At 42.1% G+C, this 25,073-nt stretch carries 23 protein-coding genes; 11 read left to right on the top strand and 12 right to left on the bottom strand.

Annotation, left to right across the window (positions count from 1 at the left end; genetic code table 11):
- Positions 1-26 precede the first annotated feature (26 nt).
- The 6 genes from NDN11_RS01990 (at position 27) to NDN11_RS01965 (ending at position 6,610) form a co-directional block, all read left to right on the top strand.
- Entirely contained in the window at positions 27-1,220 is a 1,194-nt protein-coding gene (locus NDN11_RS01990) for a PLP-dependent transferase (protein WP_251110638.1), read from the top strand.
- 19 nt (positions 1,221-1,239) lie between these two features.
- Positions 1,240-2,790: a helicase HerA-like domain-containing protein gene (locus tag NDN11_RS01985; RefSeq protein WP_251110637.1), complete on the top strand. Its 1,551-nt coding sequence runs from the start codon at positions 1,240-1,242 to the stop codon at positions 2,788-2,790.
- A gap of 141 nt (positions 2,791-2,931) precedes the next feature.
- On the top strand, positions 2,932-4,143 hold the full coding sequence (gene hmpA / locus NDN11_RS01980) for an NO-inducible flavohemoprotein (RefSeq protein ID WP_167248696.1): 1,212 nt from the start codon (positions 2,932-2,934) through the stop codon (positions 4,141-4,143).
- A 79-nt stretch (positions 4,144-4,222) separates the two neighbouring features.
- Positions 4,223-4,675: an RrF2 family transcriptional regulator gene (locus NDN11_RS01975; protein WP_005147145.1), complete on the top strand. Its 453-nt coding sequence runs from the start codon at positions 4,223-4,225 to the stop codon at positions 4,673-4,675.
- 84 nt (positions 4,676-4,759) lie between these two features.
- Positions 4,760-5,536 (top strand): ribosome biogenesis GTP-binding protein YihA/YsxC, encoded by a 777-nt coding sequence (gene yihA, locus NDN11_RS01970; RefSeq protein WP_005201214.1) that lies wholly within the window; start codon positions 4,760-4,762, stop codon positions 5,534-5,536.
- Between the two features lie 129 nt (positions 5,537-5,665).
- Positions 5,666-6,610, top strand: coding sequence for a metal-dependent hydrolase (locus NDN11_RS01965; protein WP_251110636.1), 945 nt, complete (start codon positions 5,666-5,668; stop codon positions 6,608-6,610).
- A 61-nt stretch (positions 6,611-6,671) separates the two neighbouring features.
- On the opposite strand, the gene NDN11_RS01960 is transcribed toward NDN11_RS01965, so the two are convergent.
- Together NDN11_RS01960 and NDN11_RS01955 are read right to left on the bottom strand one after the other, a co-directional pair.
- Positions 6,672-7,913, bottom strand: a complete 1,242-nt coding sequence (locus NDN11_RS01960) for a dicarboxylate/amino acid:cation symporter (RefSeq protein ID WP_167248694.1) — start codon at positions 7,911-7,913, stop codon at positions 6,672-6,674.
- Between the two features lie 129 nt (positions 7,914-8,042).
- A complete protein-coding gene (locus NDN11_RS01955; protein ID WP_167248693.1) occupies positions 8,043-8,915 on the bottom strand; it encodes an acyl-CoA thioesterase in 873 nt (290 codons plus the stop codon).
- Between the two features lie 298 nt (positions 8,916-9,213).
- Here NDN11_RS01955 and plsB point away from each other — a divergent pair, with 298 nt between their 5' ends.
- Complete coding sequence (plsB, locus tag NDN11_RS01950) at positions 9,214-11,760, top strand: glycerol-3-phosphate 1-O-acyltransferase PlsB (protein ID WP_251110635.1); 2,547 nt, start codon at positions 9,214-9,216, stop codon at positions 11,758-11,760.
- A gap of 39 nt (positions 11,761-11,799) precedes the next feature.
- Here the strand turns inward: plsB and NDN11_RS01945 are convergent, their stop codons facing one another.
- Both NDN11_RS01945 and NDN11_RS01940 read right to left on the bottom strand, forming a co-directional pair.
- Complete coding sequence (locus NDN11_RS01945; protein WP_251110634.1) at positions 11,800-12,777, bottom strand: putative solute-binding protein; 978 nt, start codon at positions 12,775-12,777, stop codon at positions 11,800-11,802.
- 125 nt (positions 12,778-12,902) lie between these two features.
- Positions 12,903-13,721 carry an NAD-dependent epimerase/dehydratase family protein gene (locus NDN11_RS01940; protein ID WP_167248690.1) on the bottom strand — a complete coding sequence of 273 codons (819 nt, stop codon included), beginning with the start codon at positions 13,719-13,721 and terminating at the stop codon, positions 12,903-12,905.
- 18 nt (positions 13,722-13,739) lie between these two features.
- Between NDN11_RS01940 and recG the strand changes: the two genes are divergently transcribed.
- Positions 13,740-15,785 carry an ATP-dependent DNA helicase RecG gene (gene recG / locus NDN11_RS01935; RefSeq protein ID WP_251110633.1) on the top strand — a complete coding sequence of 682 codons (2,046 nt, stop codon included), beginning with the start codon at positions 13,740-13,742 and terminating at the stop codon, positions 15,783-15,785.
- On the top strand, positions 15,778-16,461 hold the full coding sequence (locus tag NDN11_RS01930) for a ComF family protein (protein ID WP_251110632.1): 684 nt from the start codon (positions 15,778-15,780) through the stop codon (positions 16,459-16,461). The genes recG and NDN11_RS01930 overlap by 8 nt, the downstream gene beginning before the upstream one ends.
- Here the strand turns inward: NDN11_RS01930 and NDN11_RS01925 are convergent.
- Positions 16,415-16,810 (bottom strand): NUDIX hydrolase, encoded by a 396-nt coding sequence (locus NDN11_RS01925; RefSeq protein WP_167248687.1) that lies wholly within the window; start codon positions 16,808-16,810, stop codon positions 16,415-16,417. The genes NDN11_RS01930 and NDN11_RS01925 overlap by 47 nt on opposite strands.
- A 10-nt stretch (positions 16,811-16,820) precedes the next feature.
- Positions 16,821-17,405, bottom strand: coding sequence for an LOG family protein (locus NDN11_RS01920; RefSeq protein WP_167248686.1), 585 nt, complete (start codon positions 17,403-17,405; stop codon positions 16,821-16,823).
- Positions 17,406-17,577: 172 nt separating this feature from the next.
- Between NDN11_RS01920 and NDN11_RS01915 the strand changes: the two genes are divergently transcribed.
- The gene (locus NDN11_RS01915) at positions 17,578-18,591 is read left to right on the top strand and encodes a magnesium and cobalt transport protein CorA (RefSeq protein ID WP_167248685.1); all 1,014 of its coding nucleotides are present in this window, start codon (positions 17,578-17,580) and stop codon (positions 18,589-18,591) included.
- 45 nt (positions 18,592-18,636) lie between these two features.
- Here the strand turns inward: NDN11_RS01915 and NDN11_RS01910 are convergent, their stop codons facing one another.
- From NDN11_RS01910 to NDN11_RS01885, 6 genes are all read right to left on the bottom strand, one after another.
- On the bottom strand, positions 18,637-18,924 hold the full coding sequence (locus NDN11_RS01910) for an STAS domain-containing protein (protein WP_167248684.1): 288 nt from the start codon (positions 18,922-18,924) through the stop codon (positions 18,637-18,639).
- A gap of 11 nt (positions 18,925-18,935) precedes the next feature.
- Positions 18,936-19,568: an MlaC/ttg2D family ABC transporter substrate-binding protein gene (locus tag NDN11_RS01905; protein ID WP_251110631.1), complete on the bottom strand. Its 633-nt coding sequence runs from the start codon at positions 19,566-19,568 to the stop codon at positions 18,936-18,938.
- 19 nt (positions 19,569-19,587) lie between these two features.
- Entirely contained in the window at positions 19,588-20,265 is a 678-nt protein-coding gene (mlaD, locus tag NDN11_RS01900) for an outer membrane lipid asymmetry maintenance protein MlaD (protein WP_251110630.1), read from the bottom strand.
- Positions 20,265-21,044, bottom strand: a complete 780-nt coding sequence (mlaE, locus tag NDN11_RS01895; protein WP_065343266.1) for a lipid asymmetry maintenance ABC transporter permease subunit MlaE — start codon at positions 21,042-21,044, stop codon at positions 20,265-20,267. Before mlaE ends, mlaD begins: the two co-directional genes overlap by 1 nt.
- Positions 21,041-21,859: an ABC transporter ATP-binding protein gene (locus NDN11_RS01890; RefSeq protein ID WP_167248682.1), complete on the bottom strand. Its 819-nt coding sequence runs from the start codon at positions 21,857-21,859 to the stop codon at positions 21,041-21,043. Before NDN11_RS01890 ends, mlaE begins: the two co-directional genes overlap by 4 nt.
- A gap of 419 nt (positions 21,860-22,278) precedes the next feature.
- Positions 22,279-24,234: a DEAD/DEAH box helicase gene (locus NDN11_RS01885; protein ID WP_167248680.1), complete on the bottom strand. Its 1,956-nt coding sequence runs from the start codon at positions 24,232-24,234 to the stop codon at positions 22,279-22,281.
- Between the two features lie 454 nt (positions 24,235-24,688).
- Here NDN11_RS01885 and NDN11_RS01880 point away from each other — a divergent pair, with 454 nt between their 5' ends.
- Positions 24,689-25,057 carry a hypothetical protein gene (locus NDN11_RS01880; protein ID WP_251110629.1) on the top strand — a complete coding sequence of 123 codons (369 nt, stop codon included), beginning with the start codon at positions 24,689-24,691 and terminating at the stop codon, positions 25,055-25,057.
- Positions 25,058-25,073: the final 16 nt, after the last annotated feature.

The following is a 25,073-nucleotide window of genomic DNA, read 5'->3' as shown; positions in this document are numbered from 1 at the left end:
CATTATATTTATTTAGCCCACGCCCCATGACAACACACAATAAAGCACAAACCAAGCTAATTCATGCACCACGCCAAGCCCCTCAATACATTGAAACCGTACAACCTCCCTTATTTCGTGCATCGACCATTATTTTTAAAAGCACGGCGCACCTTTTTGAGCGCCATTGGACCGATGCTTATGATTATAGTTACGGCACACACGGTACACCGACGACGTTTACATTAGGGGACAACATTGCCCAAATTGAAGGTGGACGTTATTGCTTGCTTGCACCAAGCGGTTTATCTGCGATTAATCTCGTGAATAGTGCCATTTTAAGTTCAGGGGATGAGGTTTGGGTCGCCGATAATATTTATGGCCCCAATCTTGAGCATTTAAATCATCTACAAGATCGTTATGGCATCACAGTTAAAGTTTATAATCCCATTGATGCCAATAGTTTTCAACCGACTGAAAAAGCGAAATTGATTTGGCTCGAAGCAGCGGGATCAGTCACTTTAGAATTTCCCGATTTAAAGAACTTGGTTAAAAAAGCACAGCATGCCAATGTACTCACCGCACTGGATAATACATGGGGCGCAGGACTGGCTTTTAATGCTTTTGATTTCTCAGATGAGCACCTCACTGTCGATATTACAGTTCATGCACTGACCAAATACCCAAGTGGTGGCGGTGATATCTTAATGGGTTCAGTCGTGACCCGTGACCAAACACTGCATCACAAACTCTATCGAATGCATGCAATTCAAGGTATTGCAGTTTCGGGCGATGATACTGCACAAATCCAACGCAGTTTGGCACACATGTCTTTGCGCTATGAACAGCAAGCCCAAAGTGCACTCACCCTGTTGAGCTGGTTAAAAAAACAACCACAATTTAATCAAGTCCTCCATCCAAGCGATCCTGATGCAGCAGGCCATCAGTTCTGGACAGAAATTTGCAGCACTGGCAAAAGTGCAGGCTTGGTCAGTGTTATTTTCAAACCAGAATATGACCTGACCTCAATTCGAAAGTTCTGCGACAACTTAACGCTGTTTAAACTCGGATTTAGTTGGGGCGGTCCCGTTAGTCTGGCAATGTTGTATGACTTAAAACAAATGCGTACTTTGGAAAATACACATTTACAACAAGGTTTATTGGTTCGCTTCTGTATTGGACTAGAACATCCAGAAGATTTAATTCAAGATATTCAAAACGCATTAAAACAGCTCGATTGAGATTAAAAACAGGTGAAGAATGAGTACACCAATCGTTATTGCAAAAAAAACCACTGATACAACACAAGATATTGTTTTACATTCTAAATTTGCAAACCGACATGGTCTGATTGCAGGTGCGACTGGGACAGGTAAAACCGTCACCCTTAAGGTGATGGCCGAAAGCTTTTCTCGTATTGGTGTACCGGTATTCCTTGCCGATGCTAAAGGTGATGTCTCCAGTCTAGCTAAAGCAGGTAGCAGCAATCCCAAATTTGATGAGCGTCTGAAAAGCTTACAATTAGATGCGATTCCTTTTGCAGCATCACCTGTGGTTTTCTGGGATCTGTTTGGACAACAAGGGCATCCCATTCGCACCACCATTTCAGAAATTGGTCCCTTATTACTGGCACAAATGCTGAATCTGAATGACACACAAGAAGGTGTACTTTCGGCAGTATTCCGTGTTGCCGATGATCAAGGCCTATTACTGATTGACTTTAAAGACCTAAAAGCCATGCTGACCTATGTCAGCGAAAATGCGGCCAGCCTTAAAGCTGAATACGGCAATCTTTCCCCTGCCAGTCTGGGTGCAATCCAACGAAACTTGCTGGCATTAGGTGATCAAGGCGGTGAACAGTTTTTTGGTGAACCAAGCCTAAATATTCTCGATTTCATTCAAACTGATACCAATGGTCATGGCTATATCAATATCTTGGCTGCAGATAAGTTGATGAACACGCCGAAGTTATATGCCACTTTCCTGCTTTGGATGATGTCAGAATTGTTTGAACAGTTGCCCGAAGTAGGCGATATGGATAAGCCAAAGTTGGTATTCTTCTTCGATGAAGCGCATTTACTGTTTGATAATGCGAGTCCTGCTTTGCAACAAAAGATTGAACAAGTGGTACGTTTGATCCGTTCTAAAGGTGTGGGGATTTATTTTATTACCCAGAATCCTCTCGATCTCCCTGAAAGTGTTTTAGGGCAATTGGGTAACCGTGTACAACATGCCTTACGTGCATTTACTCCCAAAGACCAAAAGGCAGTCAAAACCGCAGCGGATACTTTCCGCGCCAATCCTGATTTTAAAGTCGACCAAGCCATTACCGAACTTGCCGTTGGTGAAGCATTGATCAGCTGCCTAGATGAACAAGGAACTCCACAGATTGTTGAGCGCGGTTGGGTGATGCCTCCTTACTCCTCCTTTACCCCGATCACGCCTGAAGAACGCCAAGTGATTATCGGGCAAAGTATTGTGGCGGGTGTCTACGACCAAGCCGTTGATCGAGACAGTGCTTATGAAATGCTACAGAAAAAAGTGCTGCAACAGTCGCAACAAAAAGAGGCAGATGAGTTAGCCAAACAGCAAAGCAAGGAGCAAGATGCTTTGGCCAAGCAACAAGCCAAAGAACAAGAACGGTTTGCTCGTGAGCAGCAAAAAGCTGCAGAAAAGTCACAGCGTGATCGCGAGAAACTTACCCAAGACATCGTAGGCACTTTTGCCAAAAGTGCGGCACGTAGTTTAGGCGGCTCAACAGGACAGAAAATTGTCCGTGGCTTACTCGGTTCATTATTCGGTAAAAAATAAACCCATACTTATATGTAAATTAAGGGATAATTTATTATCCCTTAATTTTTTTATGGCTTTTATTTAAATATGCATTGCAAATACACCTTATAAGATGTATTTTAAATACATCTTATAAGTGATAGCCAAGAGAGATCAAGCATGACTCCACAGCAAATTGACCTAGTAAAAGCCACTGTTCCTGTCCTACGCGAAAATGGTGTTGCACTGACTGGATACTTTTATAACCGCATGTTAGGTAATCATCCCGAATTAAAAGAAACCTTTAATATGGGACACCAACGTAGTGGGGCTCAAGCACAGGCACTTGCGGGTGCAGTTTTGGCGTATGCAGAGAATATTGAAGACCCTTCTGTGCTTTTGCCTGTGGTTGAAATGATTGCGCATAAACATGTCAGTTTAAATATTCAATCACCAGACTACGGCATTGTCGGTGAAAACCTTTTGCACTCGATTAGTGAAGTCCTCAATATTTCAATGGAAGATCCATTGATTGGTGCATGGGCTGCCGCTTATGGTCAATTAGCTGATCTATTTATCAGTACTGAAAAAGCCATTTATGATCAACACCAACAAACTCAAGGCAGTTGGTTAGGCTGGCGTAATTTTAAAATTGCCAAAAAAGTGGTGGAAAGTGATGAGATTACCTCTTTCTATCTCGCGCCTGTTGATGGTGGCGCATTACCATACTATGAAGCAGGTCAGTACATCTCAGTTCGCGTGTTTGTGCCTGAGTTGAATTTAAGACAACCACGCCAGTACACCCTCTCTACGAGCCCGCAAGCGGATTATTTACGTATCTCAGTGAAACGTGAAGATGAAAAAGGCGAACTCGCTGGTGGTTGGGTATCCAGCACCTTACATGGTCTAGCTGAAGGTTCTGAAATTGAAGTGTCTGCACCAACAGGTAATTTCTATCTGATCGACAGCAGCAAGCGTAATGTCTTTATCAGTGGTGGTGTAGGATTAACCCCAATGATTGCGATGTTGAACCAGTTAGTGACATTGGATATGCCGCAACCTGTTAACTTCATTCATGCCTGCCGCAGCAGCCAAGTACATGCCATGAAGCAACATATTCAGGAACTTAAAAGCAACTATCCCCGTTTAAGTACATTTACGGCATATGAGTTTCCACACGAAAATGACAACCTTGGTGAGGACTACGATGTTGCTGGACGTTTAGATTTAAGCAGCATTGATGCCGCACTATTGCCAGCCAATGCCGATTATTATTTATGTGGGCCAATGCCATTTATGGCAGCGCAACATCAGGCACTGGTTGCTCGTGGTATTCCCGCTGCAAACATTCACAGCGAAGCCTTTGGTACAGGTGGCGTCAAACTCAGCTAAGCCACCCTAGATTTTGCATAGGGCTAGTCTATGTTAGACTAGCCCTTTCTATTTCTTGCACTAGATTGAGTGAAACCACATGCAACTCAATAAGTTTACTGATTATGCACTCAGAATTTTGATGTATGTCGCTCGTCCGAGTGATGTACCTTATACGATTGCAGATATCGCAGAAGACTTACATGTGTCGCAAAACCACTTGGTTAAAGTCGTGCACTTCATGGGTAAACAACACTGGATTGTGACCATTCGCGGTAAAGGCGGCGGTCTGCGCCTCAATCCGGAAGCCAAGAATCTGAAATTAGGTGCGATTGTTCGAACCTTACAAGGCAATCATCAAATTGTTGAATGCAATACCCCTCCTTGTGTACTTCGAGCCAACTGCGGACTGAAAGGAATTTTAGATCAAGCCTTAGAATGCTTCTATCAAAGCCTTGACCAATATACGCTTGGCGAAGTCGTCCAACAGGGCATTATCCCCTCTTCCACACGCTCAAATATCGATTTTTTAGAGCTTATTCAGAAAGCTTAAAATCGCATACAGACGAAGGGTTCGCACGAACGCCTCACATCCTTTATAATAGTCGTTGCTATTTCTATTCAAAAGTAAGCTTCTATGCGTCGCAGTGAAAAATCGAAAGACACCAAAGCCAGACTCGCACCTAAACAAAAAATCAGTTATGAAAAAAAGGCTGACCCTGCATTAACTGAGTATGCAGTACAGTCTTTAACTTGGTTACGCCAAGCTGAATTTTTGATGAGTGCGCCAAAACTGGCTTTATGCGTAGAAGATACAGGTTATGAAATCGCATTTGCAGGTCGCTCGAATGCTGGTAAATCAAGTGCAATTAATACTTTAACCAATCAAAAGCAACTGGCACGCGCTTCAAAAAGACCAGGCCGCACCCAAATGATCAACTTTTTCAGCTTGGGCAATCCAGATCAACGCTTAGTCGACTTACCTGGTTATGGCTATGCTGCGGTTCCTGAGGCGATGAAAATTGTTTGGCAAAAAGAACTTGAAAATTATCTGATCCACCGTAAAAGCTTACAAGGCTTAGTGCTATTGATGGACATACGTCATCCTTTACAGCACTTTGACCTGATGATGCTGGAATGGGCGCATTCACGTCATTTATTTGTACATATTCTACTGACCAAGGCAGATAAGTTGAACCGTGGCCCTGCCAATGAAGTTTTATTTGATGTAAAACAGCAATTGAAGAAAATGAAACTCGATTTCTCGATTCAACTGTTCTCGTCACTCAATCGCATTGGTTTAGAAGAACTGGCAACTGTCATGGCAGGTCGTTTGAATTACACCCTTGATCAACCGACAGAATTTGACCTCAGTCAGATCCCAGAAGCCTCAGAAACCGACATTCAAGAATAAAAAGTGCATTTTATGCATCAAGTTGCATAAAATAAATTTTAATTGTCCCGAATTGCTAAACACAAACACTAGGTAGTTTTCATATACTGCTTAGTGTTGGTTCATTGCACTATCGATTAGGACTAAACGATGAAATTACTATCATTTGTGAAGAACAAAGTTCTTGGTTCTTCGATTGACTATAAAATCCTCCCACGCAAAGTAAAATTTGACTGGGAAAATACACCAGTGGATTGGATTCCAAACCAACCTTTTGCCAGCTATTTTATTAATGAAATTAACAATATTTTACCAGCTGGTGAGTTTTGGTTTTGCCGTTTATATAACAAAGTCCTTCCAAAAATTACCGATGAAAAATTAAAGCAAGACGTCCAAGCCTTTATTCGTCAGGAAGCAATGCATGCCGTTGCCCACACCTCAGCCAATAAGGAATATTTGACGCAGCGTAATATTGATATTCAGCGTAACCTCGACATTATGGATTTCTTATTTACCAAAGTCTTGGCAGACAAGCCTTTCGATAAAGAAATTCCTAAAGCACTTGAGCATCAATGGGATTTATTCCGCCTAGGTGTGATTGCAACTGTTGAACACATGACTTGTGTACTAGGTAAATACGCACTATATAACAAACGCTGGGAAGAGCTGGGTGCTGATCCTGAAATGCTAGATTTAATCAAATGGCATGGCTCTGAAGAAATTGAACACCGTACCGTTGCATTTGATCTTTATCGCCATTTGGGCGGTGGTTATATTGCACGTTACTATATGAGTGTTGCCGTCATTATCGGTGTACTTGGCCTATGGGTTGATGGCGCTGCACATATCATGAGCCAAGACCCGCGTTTTGCGGACAAGAAGCCAAGCTTATTTAAACCATGGATCTGGATCGAATGGTCGAAGATCGCGTTAAAAGACGCGAAAATCTTGCCGGGTCCTGCATGGTTGGTTGCACAACAGATTGATTACCTCATGCCTTGGTATGACCCAGTCAAAGAAGGCAATACCCAAGATGCGGTGAATTATTTAAATAATTCACCTGCTGCAAAGCGCGCCTTACAACCCGCAGCATAAACATTCTTTTATAGACTAAAAAAAGCAGGAGTCATCTCCTGCTTTTTTGTGCTCAATACGATCAGCTTGATTCAGCTTCTGCCTGTTTTGCGTAGCGATCAACCACCACACTAATCATCATGTCACCTTGCACATTGACCACAGTACGAACTGTATCCAGCACACGGTCGATCGGCAATAAAATCGCAATCGCTTCAGCAGGTAAACCAACCGACTGTAGCACCATGATCATGGTGACCATACCTGCACTCGGAATCCCTGGCGCGCCCAATGAAGCAATCATTGCGGTTAAACAAACGATAATCTGCTGCGTTAAACTCAGATCTAAGCCCATCAAATTGGCAATAAATAAGGCAGCCGCAGCTTCGTACAAAGCCGTACCATCCATATTCAGTTGTGTGCCTAAAGGAATCACAAAACCTGCAGTTTGCGGTCGTACACCTAGGTTTTCCTGTGCACACTTCATACTTAGCGGCATGGTCGCTGAGCTGGAACTGGTCGCAAAAGCTGTGACTAAAGCCGTTCTCGCCCCTCTAAAAAAGGTAATCGGATTCATCCGCCCAAAAATCCAGAGCAAGGCAGGTAACACCACCACGCCATGGAAAATGGTCGTCCCCGTCACTACTGCCGCGAATTCAACCAACCGACTTAATACAGACAAATCCTCAGTCGCAATCAACTTTGCTAAAAGCGCAAAAATCCCGATCGGTGCAAGCTTCATCACCCAGCCCACTAACATCATCATGATGTCAAAGAATTGCTGGCTGATGTTACGGACTAGACTAAAACGTTCACCACCTTTGACCAAGGCCACACCTAAGAATAAGGCAAACACGACCACAGCCAACACATTGCCTTCACTAAATGCCTTAAATGGATTGATTAGGGTATTTTGAATAAAGGTGGTAACAAAACTTGATGGCGTTAAGGTGTCTGGTGTTTGATGACTGTCCATTGCTGCCTGAAACAACTGAATATCGACGCCTTTACCCACATCAAACAAATGCGCACAACTAATCCCTAGAATCAAAGCCAAAGTGGTCGTCGTCAGGCAGCTCAATGCAGTAATTTTCCAGACACGCCCGAATTGTCCACCCGCCTGTAAATTGGAAACCCCAACGACGATTGAGCTAAAAATCAATGGAATCAACAGCATTTTCAATAAACCAATGAAAACACTGCTTAAGATGCCCAGTCCGTAAAGACTAGATTCAACAAATGCGGTTTGTGGATAGGCAAGCAACAAAAAACCGAAAGCGACACCGAGCACAGCTGCAATTAAAATTTGTGTATTTAAATTCATTGTTTAATGGGTAAACATTTAACTTAGCGGTACTATGGCATGCTCATGTTGAAGAATCGAGCAATTTTTTGTCACATGCTTATGATAAAAAAAGCCATCAGAATGATGGCTTTAGTACTGGTTTACTTTTTACTGGGTTTCAATTTCTCTGAGCCGAATCAAACCTTCTTGGACGGTACTACAGACCAACTGTCCATTTTGCCACATCCGCCCAAAGTTTAAGCCACGTGAGCTGGCACTAATTGTGGCTTCCATATCGTAAAGCATCCATTCATCTGCACGCAGCGGACGATGGAAGTAAATGGTATGGTCGATACTGGCACATTGTAAATTTGGAGAGATCCATGACAAACCATGTGGACGTAAAGCCGTCGTCATCAAGGTAAAATCTGAATAGAATGCCACAATCGCCTGATGCAGCGAAATTTCATCTAAATTTGCTGGAATCGTATCATGGGTGCGAATGTAGTGTGCATAAAACGGCGCTTCAGGCTGCGGCTGAAATGGGTTAATTAATTGCGTCGGTCTGATTTCCACATGACGCTCTCGCATAAAACTGGCACGTACATTTTCAGGTACAAAGTTAATTAAACTTTCTTTCAGCTCATTCTCAGACTTTAATGTCTCTGGCTCAGGGTACTCTGGTTCTTTATGTTGATAGTTCAAGCCTTCTTCTGGATTGGCAAAAGAGACCATTGCAGAGAAAATAGTACGACCATGTTGGATCGCACGAACCTGTCGACTAGCAAAACTTTTACCATCTCTGAGCGAATCAACTTCATAAATAATTGGTGCATTGACATCACCGCCATACAGAAAATAGGCATGTAAAGAATGTGCGGGACGATCTGTAGTATATGACGCAGCTCTTAATGCCTGCCCAAGTACTTGCCCACCGAATACTCGCTTGCCTACCAAATTGCGGCTATTACCTCTGAAAATATGTTCTTCTAACTTTTCCAGAGTCAACAGTTCAACCAATTCTTGAGTTAACGCATTCATGTAATAGCCTTCCAACATCAATGAGGAGAGATCAACCAATCCTTTCAGGGTTGATAATTTTGATTGTGCCACAAATTCTAATGGCAATGGTCAGGATAAAATGATTCATGCGTCACGATAATGATGCATGGATTATCTTAATATGTATTTATAGCGACTAAAAATACGATTTTTAACGATAAAATCTACCAAATACGCTATATTTTGTCAGAAAATAACATACCGTTTCATGTAAGAATATCGCAGAATGTCGTGTTCATCATGACTCGATGTCAGGATTATTATTTAGGAGTTTGTAATGTCCAAGACTGGATTTGGTCAAATGTATCGCCAACTTTCGAGTAAGTTACTTGACCTTGTGGTAACCCCGCATGTTCTTGGTGAAGTTCCTACAGAATCTACCACAGCAGAGCCAAATACAACCGAATCAAATAAGCTGGTTTGCTATGTTTTACAGAATTATTCGCGTAGTAATGCACTGGTGGTTGATGGTGAAACCCGTCGCCTCAATTTAAAGCCAGCCTTAGATCCCTTGAGTTTTGGCAGTTATCAAGAAAAAAATTCAGTCTTGTTTTTACACCATAACGAAAACAATTTTTTTAATACTCAAACTTTCCCACCTCGCCTACTACAACTAGTTGAAGCACTTGAACAACAAGCAGATATTGATATTCAGCTTGTACCCGTTACGGTACTTTGGGGTCGTTCACCAGATAAAGAAGACTCTTGGTTCAAATTATTATTCTCAGATACTTGGGCAACACCTGGTACGGTCAAACAACTCATGAATATTGGCTTACATGGCCGTCAATCTTATTTAGAGTTCCACGAACCACAATCTTTACGTGAGTTGGTAGATTATGCCAAGAGTAATCATCCAAATATTTCGCCAGCAACCTATATTGCAAGCTCTCTAGATAGCTACTTAGACCAGCAACGTGAAGTGGTACTTGGGCCAGACTTATCAGACCGTCGCAATGTGATGCAATCGGTAGTAAAGTCACCTGAGGTACAAGATGCCATTCGCCGAGAAAGCATCCAGCATAAAATCAGTATGCTGGAGGCTGAACGTCGTGCGATTGGTTATGTCAACGAGATCGTATCTGACTACTCGGCATCTGCGGTACGTTTTGCAGATATGGCTTTAACTCGCTTATGGACACAACTCTATGATGGCGTAGAAGTGCATAACTTCAGTACCGTACGTGAACTCGCCAAAGATTATGAAATTGTCTATACGCCATGTCACCGTAGTCATATCGACTATTTACTATTGTCTTATGTGATTTATAAACGCGGCTTGATGATTCCATATATCGCTGCGGGTGATAACCTGAATTTACCGTTTGTAGGCCAGTTGTTACGTGGTGGTGGTGCATTCTTTATTCGCCGCTCTTTCCGTGGCAATGCACTCTACACCTCTGTATTTAAAGAATATCTATACAGCATTTTATCGCGCAATACGCCAATCGAATACTTTATTGAAGGTGGTCGTTCACGTACAGGTCGCTTACTTCCACCGAAGACCGGGATGCTGGCAATGACCATTCAAGGGCATCTACGTGGCCCTGCAAAACCAATCGTCTTTGTCCCGACTTATATTGGCTATGAGCGCCTGATGGAAGGCTCAACTTATGTAGGAGAAATGCAAGGTAAACCGAAAGAAGCAGAATCAATTTTTGGTATTGTGAAAACTTTGCGTAAAATTGAACGTATCTTCGGTAAAGTACATGTGAACTTCGGCGAACCTGTATTCTTAAATGATATTTTGAAACAACAAGGTGCGGAGAATATTCAAGCGGATACCGCAAGCACCACCGAGATTTCCAATGTTGTGGCAAGCTCAGCCAATCTGATTTTAGAAAACATCAACCGTGCTGTCGTCATCAACCCTGTGTCATTACTTTCTTTAATTTTATTGGCGACACCAAAACATACTTTAGATGAAGAAATCTGCGCGAAGCAACTCGACATTTATCGTGATTTGGCAACCCAACAACCCTATGATGAACGCACTCAAGTGACCTCATTATCAGGTAAAGAAATTATTGCCTATGGCCTAAAACTTAAGCTAATCAAACGAGTACAGCATGTTTTAGGTGATATTATTGCGATTGAAGATAATCAAGCCGTATTACTCACTTACTTCCGCAATAACATTTTGCATGCCTTTGTTTTACCGTCATTGGTGGCATCACTCGTTGAGCACAATGGTAAAATTCACAAGAACGATTTAAGCAACGTCATTCGTACCTTATATCCGTTCTTAAAAGCTGAATTATTTATGAAATGGGAAGCTACTGACTTACAAAAGCAAATTGATAACTATATCAATGCATTGGTTCAGATCGGTATTGTTTTCCAAGATCATGAAGACAACCTATTCAGCCCAACACCGAACAGCGAAGAACATCAAAAACTCGTGACTTTGGCAATGCCAGTCAAACAGAGTTTAGAACGTTACTACATGACCCTTGCACTGATCACTCAACGTGGTTCAGGCAATATATCCACCAAGCAAGTAGAAGAACTCAGCCATTTGCTCGGTCAACGTCTATCGGTGTTATATGAGTTCAACTCACCAGAGTTTTTTGACAAAGCCCTATTCCAAAGCTTTATTAAAGTCCTCACTCAGCAAAATTATATTCGTAACAATGAGCAAGGTCTCATTGAGTACGATGATAATTTCAGTGAAATGGCTGCGGGTGCACAACTGGTGTTGGATGAAACCACTTTACAAATGTTGCAGCACATCACTACATTCAGCGATGAAGAACTGGCAGAGGCATTAGAAGCCATGGCCTCACAACAAGCCAAACGTCGCTTAAAACGTAAAAAATCTTAAACATTAAAAAAGGCAACTTCGGTTGCCTTTTTTAATGTGCTAACGACACTCTAAATACTTTGGATCATCCAAACATCGCAGTCGTTTAATGAGCGATACAAAATACGCATCATAATAACCAGAGTCGACATAACGGTTTCGAATCTTTACCACCATCGCGTCATAGCCCTGTTTCTCATAACTGGAAATATCCGCCCAGTAATAGGCTGGTAAATGGTTTTCCCATTGGATGGCTTGTGCAGCAAGCACATTACTATTACGTACAAACCACGATCGTATTTGGTGACCAAACTCTGTTGGATAGGCTTGTGGTCGAATCACGACATTCATCGCAAAATACGCCATAGGGAAATTGACCACCTGCGTGTCTGCACCAAACTCTTTTTTTAAGTTATACGGCAATATTCCATAGGCAGGTGCAGCCAAAATATCAATTTTTTTCTGCTTAAAGGATTCCACTGCATTGGAAAAATCAACATAGACTGGTTTTGCGCCTACACTTTGTACCAATGCCTGCTGTGGGGGATTATTCTCCAAAACTCCAATGGTTTTATTCTTTAACTGAGACACTTTATTAATCTGTTGGGTATTCATAATCATATAAGCGGTACCAATCGGAATCATCCCCAACACTTCATAATTCGAATTAACCATCCGCTTTTCCACATTGCTATTATTTAAAAGCTGCAGAAAGACTCTGGCAACGCGATTATTAGGGATCAGACCAATCCCCCCTGTTGTCCCCATAAAACGGTTATAACGGTAGGTATTAAAATTGGAAGCCACCAAGCCCGAACATTTGCGCTGATCAAATGCTTGTATGGCATCTTTTTCATTGTTAAAAGTTTGAAATTTTAATTGAACTTGATTCTGCTGTGCATACAAACGAATATCTTGTAGTCGGCGACTGATATCACCTTGAGTACTTAAAGGATCAAATACACACCAAGACTGCTCGACAGCCCAACTGGTGGTTGTGGTCAACCCCAATAAGATCATGCAAATTATTTTTCTCATGTATCACCTTTACGCCTCGCCGCAAACCATGTGCTCAATTCAGGCGATTCCTTTACGGAATTTGTTAGTATTTAAGATTCAAAATACATACCAACTCTTTAAACTTTCTTTACAGTCTAATCTAATTATTTTTCATTACTATGTACTAATAAAGCTGCTGCATAGTCATTAAAGCAAATCAAATGGTCAAATTTAAAATCACTCTCAATTAATCGTGTGGCATAAATTCGCTTGCCAGTGTGTTGTTCTGATAATAATTTCAAGGGTTTTACATCAAGCTGCTGTTGAAACCACCATAGGATTTCATGCATTGGCAAGGGACTATTATTGCTCACGATATAGCTTGTCTCAACTTTAGCTAAATTAACCAATCCAGCCAAAAATTTTGCTAAATCATCAATATGAATCCGATTACTAAAATGGATCGTCGGATAAGTCAGACTTTGTTGTGCCAATTTTTTTAATCGAACAATTGAAGTGCCATAAATGCCAGTCGGACGAATAATAACGCATTGTTGTGGGTAATGCTGCTGCCACAGTAATTCCATCTTTCGAAGAATCTGCCCTTGCTCATCAGCAGGCTGTATCAGCGATTCATCATCAATTCGCTCTCCTGCATTTTCACCATAAACACGGGTCGAAGACACCACAACAATACGTTGTACGGGATGTATTTTCAGTGAGGTGACAATGGGTAATACACTATCAACATAGGTGTGCTGATAGGTATCAACATCACTTTGTGAAGGTGCTAATATCACATAGACTAAATCAACAGGTGGCAGTTTTTCTAAATCCAGCTGATGAATATCTTGAATATAATGCGTCGCGTAACAATCTGTTTTTTCACTACGACTTATTGTGCTAATGTGGTGACCTTGCTCAAATAAGTGTTTAGCGACGCGCTGAGATGTTTTACCATAACCAATAAATAAAATATGCATACACACCTTTGACCAGAGATGACATCAGTTCAGCAATTACAAGGCGTTGGTGCTGCCGCAGCGACCCTATTAGAAAAGCTTCATATTTTTAGCACGGATGATTTGTTGTTCCATCTTCCACGTGACTATGAAGATCGTAGCACTATTATTCCAATGAATCAGCTGATCGTTGGACGAAGTTACTTGCTTGAAGGTGAAGTCCGTTCAGTCGATTTTCCACCTGGGAAAAAGAAATCGCTTGCGGCTCTGCTACAAGATGATTTTGGCAAAGTGACCTTACGCTTTTATCATATTTATAAAGGTCTCACTGATCGCATCACAATGGGGCAAAGGCTACGAATTTTTGGTGAGGTACGTGTTGGTGCGCGTGGTCTTGAGCTGTATCACCCCGAAATACAAGTTATCCAACAACATACCGCTTTACCCAAAACCCAACTCACTGCAATTTACCCAAGTACTGAAGGGTTAACCCAACCCAAGTTACGTGAATATGTACGTCAAGCCCTAAAACACCATAGCGATGACCTACCTGAATTATTACCGAGCAAATTCAGTAATGGCTATGAGTTAAAACAAGCGCTACATTACATCCATGAACCCCCGATTGATGCCAATATGTTGCAACTCAATCAAGGTTCACATCCTGCACAACAGCGCTTAATCTTCGAAGAGTTGGTCGCCCATCAAATTAGCTTATTAACGCGTCGCGCCTATATACGTCAGATTGCCGCACCTCGTTTTAGCGCTAGTAAAATATTAGCCAAAAAATTATTAGAAGCACTTCCCTTCCAAATGACCAATGCACAAAAGCGGGTCTCTAAGGAAATTCTACAAGATCTCAAACAAGATCAACCGATGTTACGTTTGGTGCAAGGTGATGTAGGCGCAGGTAAAACCTTAGTTGCTGCAGTCGCGGCTTGCCATGCCCTCGAAGCAGATTGGCAAGTGGCACTCATGGCACCGACTGAAATTTTAGCTGAACAACATTATTTAAACTTTAAACGCTGGTTTGAACCCTTAGGTATTCAGGTCGCATGGCTCTCAGGCAAACAAAAAGGCAAAGCCAGAAGCCAAGCGGAGCAACAAATCAAAGAAGGTCATGCCCAATTGATCGTGGGTACGCATGCCCTATTTCAAGATACGGTTGGATTTTCTAAACTCGGCTTGGTGATTATTGATGAACAGCACCGTTTCGGTGTTGACCAACGTCTTGCTTTAAGAAATAAGGGTGCAGATCAATTTACCCCACACCAATTGGTGATGACTGCAACCCCCATTCCGCGTACTTTAGCAATGAGTGCATATGGGGATTTAGACACTTCGATTATTGACGAGTTACCCCCTGGACGAACCCCAATTCAAACTGTGACCATTCCATTAGACCGTCGTGAACAGGTATTACAACGCATCGCCAGCAATTGCCGTGAAGGTAAACAAGCCTATTGGGTTTGTACTTTGGTGGAGCAATCTGAAACACTGGATGCCCAAGCTGCAGAGGCCACGTATCAAGAAATTAAAGAACGTTTTCCAGACATCAACATTGGTTTGGTACATGGCAAAATGAAGGCTGATGAAAAGCAAAGTGTCATGCAAGCCTTTAAAGACAATCAATCCCAACTGTTAATTGCCACCACAGTGATTGAAGTTGGAGTCGATGTACCGAATGCGTCGATTATGGTGATTGAAAATGCAGAGCGTTTGGGGCTTTCACAACTGCATCAACTCCGTGGGCGCGTCGGTCGTGGAGCAACCGCCAGTTTTTGTGCCTTACTTTATAAAACACCCCTGTCTCAAAATGGTCAGGAACGGCTTTCAATTTTACGTGAAAGTAATGATGGTTTTGTCATTGCTGAAAAAGATTTAGAAATACGAGGTCCGGGAGAGTTACTCGGTACCAAACAAACAGGTGATATGGGCTTTCGAGTAGCACGCTTAGAACGAGATGATCATTTGCTTACACAAGCGCATTACGTCGCTCAGCAAATTCTAAAGGACTATCCACAGCATGCGGAAGGACTATTAAAGCGCTGGCTGCCTGAAGCCCCAAGATATGCCTATGTTTAAACGACTTGGAACATCAGCACAGCAGATTTTTGATTATTTTACACCGTGCAGTCTCTGCGACATCGGCATGAAACATCAGTTTGGTGTTTGTTACAGTTGTTGGCAACAACTGCCTTGGTTGAAGCAAAGTATTGAGCGTAACCAGCAACAGGTCTTTGTTGCTTGCCATTATCAATATCCAATTGATCGCATTATTCAACAGTTTAAATATGAGCAAAAACTACATCATCAAAGAATGCTGAATGGTCTGTTATTGCAACTCAAGCTTCCAAAAGTACATGCAATTGTACCCATGCCAGTTTCGACAGATCGCTTGATTGAACGTGGCTTTAATCAAGCCTTGTTGTTGGCCAAAGCACTCGGCAGCGTTTTGAATGTTCCCGTTTGGCAGCCTGTACAACGCTTGGCGCAGCACTCACAAAAAGGCCTGTCGCGCTTAGAACGACTCGAAGACATTGAACAACAATTTGTGGCTGCACCACCGAATCAAATTCGTTATCGCAAAGTACTGATTATCGATGATGTACTGACCACAGGCAGTTCGATTAGTGCTTTATCCAAGGTACTGACACAACTTGGCTGCCAACAGGTTTATAGTGCCTGCGTAGCAGCCGCACAAACTCAGAAATCTAGCTCATCTGCTTTTGCTGACACCACGGAATCACAATCTCTTTAGTCAAAGGTGCAAGCAAGGTCGATTGATCATCCAAATCAATCCATTTCATTTCCGCAATTTCAGCTGCAATTTTAGGTGGCTGTTTTAATTCAACCGCATAGACATAACTCACCAAAATATGATCAGGTTCATTCGCTGCTGCTGTCTCAAACTGACCGATAAACTGAGTTAATTCACATTCACAGCCTATTTCTTCCAAAATTTCACGTTGCATTGTGACCTCAGGCGCTTCATCAACTTCAAGCTTGCCACCCACTTGCATAAACGCCTGTGTATTTTGCTTGCGAACAAGCAGTAATTGATTTTGTTCATTCAAAATCACGGCAGCCGCCACGGTGATGATTTTCACTAGTTCCCCCTTAAGCCTGAATTTCAGCAGTTGACATCCACTTCGGTGTCGCAGGCTGATAATCCGAAAATGCGATAAGAATATCCTCAATTTTTTCTGCCACAATCAATTTATCGACAAAACGTTCCTGACTAAAACCACGCTCAACTGAACCTTGAATCATCTGGATCAAACCATCATAAAAACCATCAACATTTAAAAATGCACATGGTTTTTGATGAATCCCCAATTGGCTCCATGTCCATTGCTCAAAAATTTCTTCCAGTGTTCCTGCACCACCAGGTAAAGCGACAAACGCATCAGACAACTCAGCCATTTTGGTTTTACGCTCATGCATATTTTTCACAATATGCAATTCAGTTAAGCCCGTATGCGCAAGCTCTCGATCAACTAAAGCATTTGGAATTACACCAATCACACGCCCACCTGCCTGTAGTGCACTATCAGCCACGACACCCATTAAACCTGAACGACCACCACCATAGACCAAAGTTTTGCCTTGCGCCGCGATTGCCTGACCAGTTGCCTGCGCCATTTGCTGATAAATGGGATCATTACCAAGTGAGGAACCACAGAAAACACATATAGAATTCATACAATTAAAACCGTTTTATATAACTGTCATGCTGATAAAGTAGGCTATGTAACAAGATTTTTGAGAAAATAACGCTTAGGCAAGTGTTTTTCGTTTCATCCTTGTCTAAAATACACGCTGCTTTTCGGTAAAAGGCCGAAAACATGATATCGACTGCGCGAGGAAAAAAGACATGCTTGAAGCCTTTTATGCCACAGAGCGCGGTAGTCTAGAAGATGCAACAATCAACGGAGGTTTCGATCTCCACCCCGAATTAGTTTGGATTGATCTCATCGCCCCATCCCAAGAAGAACAACAATGGGTTTTGGATGCGTATGAACGAAACCTACCAACATTAAAGTCTCTAGAAGACATTTCCTCATCTGCACGATTTTACCGTGATGATGATGGAATTTTGCATATCAGCACCTATTTTTTAACAAAGAATAAAAACTTTCAAGTCGACGGAGATACTGACGACTCCTCACACATGCTGGCTATGGTACAAACTGTTGCCTTTATTTTGCATAAAGATCGGTTATTTACTTTACGCGGTGAGAAGTTAGTCGCTTTTCGTGCCTTTCGCGCACGGGCTCGTCGCAATGACTATGATATGGACTATAAAGATCCAACTTGGATCTTGCTTGGTTTACTCGAAGCAAAACTGGATGAGCTTGCGGATATCTTAGAAGATATCCACAAGGACTTAGAACGTTACTCCACAGAAGTCCTCAATAATCATCATCGAGAGAAAATACTCGACTTAGACGACATGATTACGCGCTTGGCGCAACAAGAAGATATGCTCGGAAAAGCACAACTGTGTTTAATTGATTTACGTCGTGTACTCACCTTCTTGTCTCGTCCTCGTGCTTTAGGCAGTCATATTTATGATGCTGATATTCGAGAGTTAAGTGAGGATGTCCGCTCTTTAGTTGAACATGATGCTTTCTTATTCCAAAAAGTACGATTCTTACTGGATACAACCTCTGGGTTCATTAATACTGAACAGAACGATACGATTCGTCGATTCTCGATTTTACCAAGTATGCTTGCACCACCTATGCTGATTGCCAGTATTTATGGGATGAACACCGATGTCCTGCCATTTGCCCACGGTAGTCTCAGTTTTTGGATTGTCACTGGCATTCTGATGGCATTCTTGATCCTGCCAATGGTGTACTTCCGCTGGAAGAAATGGATCTAATAAAAAAGCACCTTGCGGTGCTTTTTTATATCTACAAGATTTTTATCAAATCAATTTCAAATCATCTTGTAAATGACAAGCTTGGATGATCTTTAGCATTTTTTCAGAAACATTCTTAAAATGCAGACCTTTGTTTTCTGGTGTTTGACGCAACCATTGCACCAACACCGCCAAAGACAAAGTATTACCCTGTTCAAGCTGAGCCAAATCTACAACCAAAGGAAAGTCCTTGTGCTGCTGAATATGCTTTAAGCCAGCTTGATAGATCTGTTCTGCATTTTCAAAATTAATCGTCTTCGACACAATTAACTGCTGATCAATATACTGAATCACCCGTCACCTACTTATTTTTTGCTAACTGCAGCATCTGCATCTGGTTTAAATGTTGCAATCGCTTTATTGATGTCGCCACCATTACGTTGAACAGTCGCCGCAAATTGGTTACGGAACTGTAAACCTAGATCAATACCAGATACATTGATATTACGTACTTTCCACTGATCACCTTTGTCCGTTAACTGGAATGAAACAGGGATTTTCTCGCCATTGTGCAAGAAGTCTAAAGTCACCACAGGGTTTTTGCTGTTGGTCGATTTAAACGGACGCATGGTGTAACTTTCGTTGGTGTATTTTGCAAAAGCACCACCGTAGTTTTCGATAATCACGGCACGGAAGTTTTGTTCAAACTGAGCGCGCTGTGCAGCATTGGTGTATTGGTTATTCGCATAAGTACCCAACACAATGCGGGTAAATGCTTGTGAATCCACATAAGGATCAAGGTTTTGGCGAATAATAGTACGGACTAAAGCTGGATTATTCTGTAATTTCGGTTTCTCTGCTTTTAAACGAGTAATCAAGCCATCAGCCACACGCTTAACAAAATCAGGCGGGGTCTCTGTTGGTGCCGCAAATGCCGCACTTGCAAGCATTGTTGATAATACGCTTGCTGTTAGAGTTTGTTTCAATAATGTGTTCACTTCAATCTCCTAACCTGAATTACTCAACAAAAGACGGTTCTGCTTCAGCAGCCGCTGGCTTTGAAGCTGGACTTTCTGTCTCTGTCGAGCTCGATGTGGCTTTACCAGCACCACCAGTAATAAATTTACTGATTAAATCTTCTAAATCCATCGTACCTTGGGTATTTGAAACCACGTCACCACGTTTCAAGTAGTTCACACCACCACCTGGGACAACTTTCAAATATTTCTCACCCAATAGACCATTGGTTGCAACCATAATATAAGCATCTTCATCAAGGCTGGTAATGGAGGTCATGTTAGCAATAAGTTGCTGTTCCATTTCTTTTTGTTTCGTAGCATCAGCCTGTTGATAATCAGTGCTATAGCGCAATTCTTCAAGTGCATTCTTTTGCACTTCTTTTAATTGCTCTGGGCTAAAGCTGGTCAACTTACCATCTAGATCAAATTTTACGGTTGCCAAACGTGTTACAGGATCAAGCGTAATTGACTCAACACGACCTATGGTTACACCACTCATGGTCACTTTCGCGCGTGCTTTTAAACCATTTACGTTATCAAACTGCGCTGTCATGCTATAGCTATCACGTAAATTAGTACCAACTAAACCACTGACTTTCATCGCAAGAAAAAATAGAGCGATACCGAAGATAATGACAAAAATACCTACGGCCAGCTCACTAGTACGTGATTTCATTAAATCCCTCCGAACATGACCGCAGTCAACACGAAATCAAAACCTAATACACAAAGTGAAGAATATACAACCGTTCTCGTCATTGCGGTCGCGATACCTTCTGGCGTCGGATCACAAGCATAACCTTGATAGACCGCTACCCATGTACAAATTAAAGCAAATACAATGCTTTTAATAATGGTGCCGTTAAAAATGTCATGCCAGAATTGTACGCTGCTTTGCATACCACCCCAGAATGAACCTTCATCCGCACCTAAGAAATCGACACCTACCATTTTGCCGCCAATAATACCAATGGTTGCAAAAATCACCGTGAGCATCGGCAAGCTGACAATCCCAGCCCACAAACGTGGCGATACGATTTGTCTCAGCGGATCAACACCAATCATTTCCATGCTGGCGAGTTGTTCACTTTGCTTCATTGAGCCGATTTCAGCTGTTAATGCTGAACCTGCACGACCTGCAAATAACAATGCAGCAACCACTGACGCCAGTTCACGCAACAGAGTTAATGAAATTGCAGTGCCCAACATTGCCTCACTACCAAAAGTGACCAGAATGCTGTACATCTGAAGACCAAGAACCGCACCAATAAACAAACCTGAAACAGCGATAATCAGCAGGGACATCACCCCGACACGATACATTTGATAAATAAAGCGCTGAAACCCACCTTTTGATGGCATGGAAAATAAAACTTGCAAAAGCATCAGTGCCGCAGCACCAATCCCTTTTATCCGCTCAATAACGAGTCTACCTAACCAGGCAATCGCATTCATGGACGAACCTCGTTATCTAAATATGCTTGGTGTGTAAATTGATATTCGACAGGCCCCTCAACTGAACCTGTTAAAAACTGGCGTACAAATGGCGATGCATGATTTTTTAATTGTTCAGGTGAACCTTCACCCTGAATTTTGCCTTCTGCCACCACATAAATATAATCAGCAATCGATAAAGTCTCTGCAACATCATGCGAGACAATAATGGTTGTTAAATCGAGAGCTTCTCGCAAAGAGCGAATAAGACGGGTTAAAACACCCATGACAATCGGATCTTGGCCTGCAAAGGGCTCATCATACATAATCAGCTCAGGATCCAACGCAATCGCACGCGCCAAAGCAACACGACGGTTCATCCCACCTGAAAGTTCAGAGGGCATTAATTGCTCAGCACCACGCAAGCCTACGGATTCTAGTTTTAAGCCTACTAATTCAGCAATAATATGTTCAGGTAACTTGGTGTGTGCACGAATTGGAAAGGCTACATTTTCATAAGCCGACATATCGGTAAATAAAGCCCCACTCTGGAATAACATTCCCATACGTGCGCGAGCTGCAAATAACTCATTCCGAGACATCGCTGCAATATTTTTACCATCAAGCAGCACTTCACCTTGGTCTGGACTCAACTGTCCACCAATCAAACGTAATAAAGTTGTCTTACCCGTGCCTGACGGTCCCATAATTGCAGTAATTTGACCACGTCGAATTTTAAGACTGATATCGTCATAAATGACGCGTTCTCCTCGATTAAAGCTCAAGTTTTTAACTTCAATTAAGGCTTCGCTATCGAGAGGAGATTTGTTATTCATAATGGCATTCATTCCTGCACTTTTTATGCACGCATACTATACACTGAAACATTAAACGCTTGTTTTTATTTTGATAACCGATGGTATGAAGATTATTTAATTTATGTAGTTATTCTTCGAAACAGTTTGGCTAGTTGTATGTTGAGAATTGACATTAAATGAGTCAGAGTGATTAGTATCAAAAAGTGCATAAGCAAAGAACAAACCATTACAAAGCATAAGAATGACAAATAGACATGGTAGTCCTTCACTACACATGAAAGACCACATTTGACTCAAAAGACTTTTATTTTGCTTAACCTTATTCATTTCTTATATAAAATTTGAATTAGTACACATTTTTTAGATTTTACATGACTAACACAAAATAAAAAAGCCAGTTTTTCAACTGGCTTCTTGTTTTTATCGGTTTTTAACGATTAAAAATCGTTTTTGCGACGACGGTCACCACCGAAAGTTTCTTCACGTGTACCACGTGCTGGGCTATCTTCACCAAACTTACGCTTTGGACGATCTTCACCACCGAAGCTGCGTTTTGGACGATCTTCACCACCGAAGCTACGTTTTGGACGGTCATCACCACCGAAGCTACGCTTACGGTCACCAAAACCACCTTCACGTTGTGGGCGATCACCAAAATCACGTTTTGGACGGTCACCGAAGCTACCTTCACGACGTGGTTTGTAATCTACACGGTTGCCACGGTTGTCATCATTCGAATCAAAACGCGGTTTATCATTAAAACCACCTTCGCGACGTGGACGGTCAGAGTTGAACTCGCGACGCGGACGATCTTCACCACCAAAGCTACGCTTCGGACGGTCATCAAAACCACCTTCACGACGTGGACGGTCAGAATTGAACTCGCGACGTGGACGGTCTTCAAAACCACCTTCACGACGTGGACGATCAGAGTTGAACTCGCGACGTGGACGGTCTTCGAAACCACCTTCACGGCGTGGACGATCTGAATTAAATTCGCGACGTGGACGATCTTCGCCACCAAATGATGGGCGTTCACCACGTGGTTTGTCATCGAAGCTACGGCGTGGACGGTCATCACCACCTTCACGACGTTTGAAGCTGCTTTCACCTTCAAAACGACGACCACCGCCGAAACCACCACGACCGCCATCACGGCCACCACGACCACGACCACCGCCATCACGGCCACGACCACCACCATCACGACCTGAGCGAGCAGGAGGTGGAGATGGCTCTAAGCCTTCAATTTCAGATACATTTAAACGTGCATCTAAATAATCTTCTAAAGCACGGATTTTGCCACGCTCACGGTAAGTCGCTAAAGTAACCGCTTGGCCTGTACGACCAGCACGACCTGTACGACCGATACGGTGTACGTAGTCTTCGTTTTTCATCGGTAAACCGAAGTTAATTACGTGTGAAATTGTTGGTACGTCTAAACCACGCGCTGCAACGTCAGTTGCAACCAAGATTTTTGCACGACCTTCACGAATACTACGTAAACGACGGTTACGAACGGTTTGTGGCATTGCACCGTGCAACGCAACAACTGAGTGACCAGCTTCAGCTAATTCTTCAGCAAGCATATCTGTATCTTCTTGCGTGCTTGCGAAAACTACAGCTTGATCTACTGATTCGTCAGATAACCAATGCGTAAGTAATTTTTTCTTGTGTTCAAAACCATCAGTCCAATGTAATGTTTGAGTTACATCAGTATTGGTACTGTGACCAGTTTCGATTGCAATACGTTGTGGATCATTCATCATGCGTTCAGCAAGACGGATAATACGATCCGCAAATGTTGCAGAGAACATTAATGTTTGTTTACGGTTTGCAGCTAATTCACCAATTGCTTCTAAATCTTCAGAGAAGCCTAGATCAAGCATACGGTCTGCTTCATCAACAATTAATGATTCAACTTTATCAAGTTTAATTTGACGACGGTTTACAAGGTCAAGTAAACGACCTGGAGTCGCAACAACAACTTGCGCACCTTTAAGCTGTTGAATTTGTTTACCAAAAGGCATACCACCCATAATTGCAGCAATACGAACACCTTTCATGTGACGTACAAATGCAATCGCGTCTTGGCTTACTTGTTGAGCCAATTCACGCGTAGGAGAAATAACTAAAATAGTAGGCTGAGTAACCGCTTTCATACGGTCTTTAAAAGAAACAAATGCTTCTTCGCCTGCTAATGCATTTAACGTTGGAAGTAAAAATGCAGCTGTTTTACCTGAACCAGTTTGGCTCGAAACTAATAAATCTTTCCCTTCTAACGCAGCGGGAATCGCTTGTTCTTGCACAGGAGTTGGAGTGGTAAAACCTAAACCTTCAAGCGCTTGTTGTAAGGTTTCGTGTAAAGAAAATTCGGCAAAAGTTTTGCTCATAGAGAGTTTCACCCTAATGGGTGCTCCATTTTAATAAATACAAAAAATAGACATCGGCAACAAGCGGCAAAGCGACTCAAGCTGAAAAATAGATGATGTTCAGCGGCGATCCGAATAACGACGATGTGGACTTAACGCACGCTTGATTACTGCTTCAACCTGAAGAATCGCTAAGCGATTTGGGCGCAAGATGTGGTCCTCTCTACGGACAGCGTGCGCTAATAATGAATAGAACTGAATGTTCAGGTAATGAACTGGAATTTAAGTGCGTGGGCGGATTATAGCAGAAAGTTTAAGAAAGTCACGTTTTTTTAGAAAATACCGAGCTTAACGCTCACAAATAAACTATACCCTTCCGCAAAGTATACAATTATTCTTTTTGGCAACAATGAATTACTTCAACTAAAACATGAAAAATAATATACAAAATAATTTTATGCTGATCAGATTATTATTGGGTTTATGGTTATTTGGATGCCTGAATATTATTTATCATGGACAGCAGGAAAATACCTACCCCTTTATTCATGATGCTGGACACATCTTTAAATATCCTATTGAAGGCGTGTTGTTTACCTGTCTTGCTTTTTCAATTTATTTTATCGTTCGTGGCTTTGCATCGGCCCTAATGCTAGATAAAACATGTCCCCTCCTCACCTATTCAATCTGTAGCTTCATCGTGATTGGTCAATTATTGATTGCCATTTTCGGTGCTATGCACGCACCCCCTTATTGGGCTGCTTATTTAATCAATACAGTTATTCTACTTTTATTTCAGCTCTTTATTATTCCCGCCTTATTGCACAAAAAAAAGAGTAGCTAATGCTACTCTTTTTTTA

The sequence above is a fragment of the Acinetobacter sp. C26M genome, assembly GCF_023702675.1.
GTDB lineage: Bacteria > Pseudomonadota > Gammaproteobacteria > Pseudomonadales > Moraxellaceae > Acinetobacter.
This window is presented reverse-complemented; position numbering and strand designations above follow the sequence as displayed.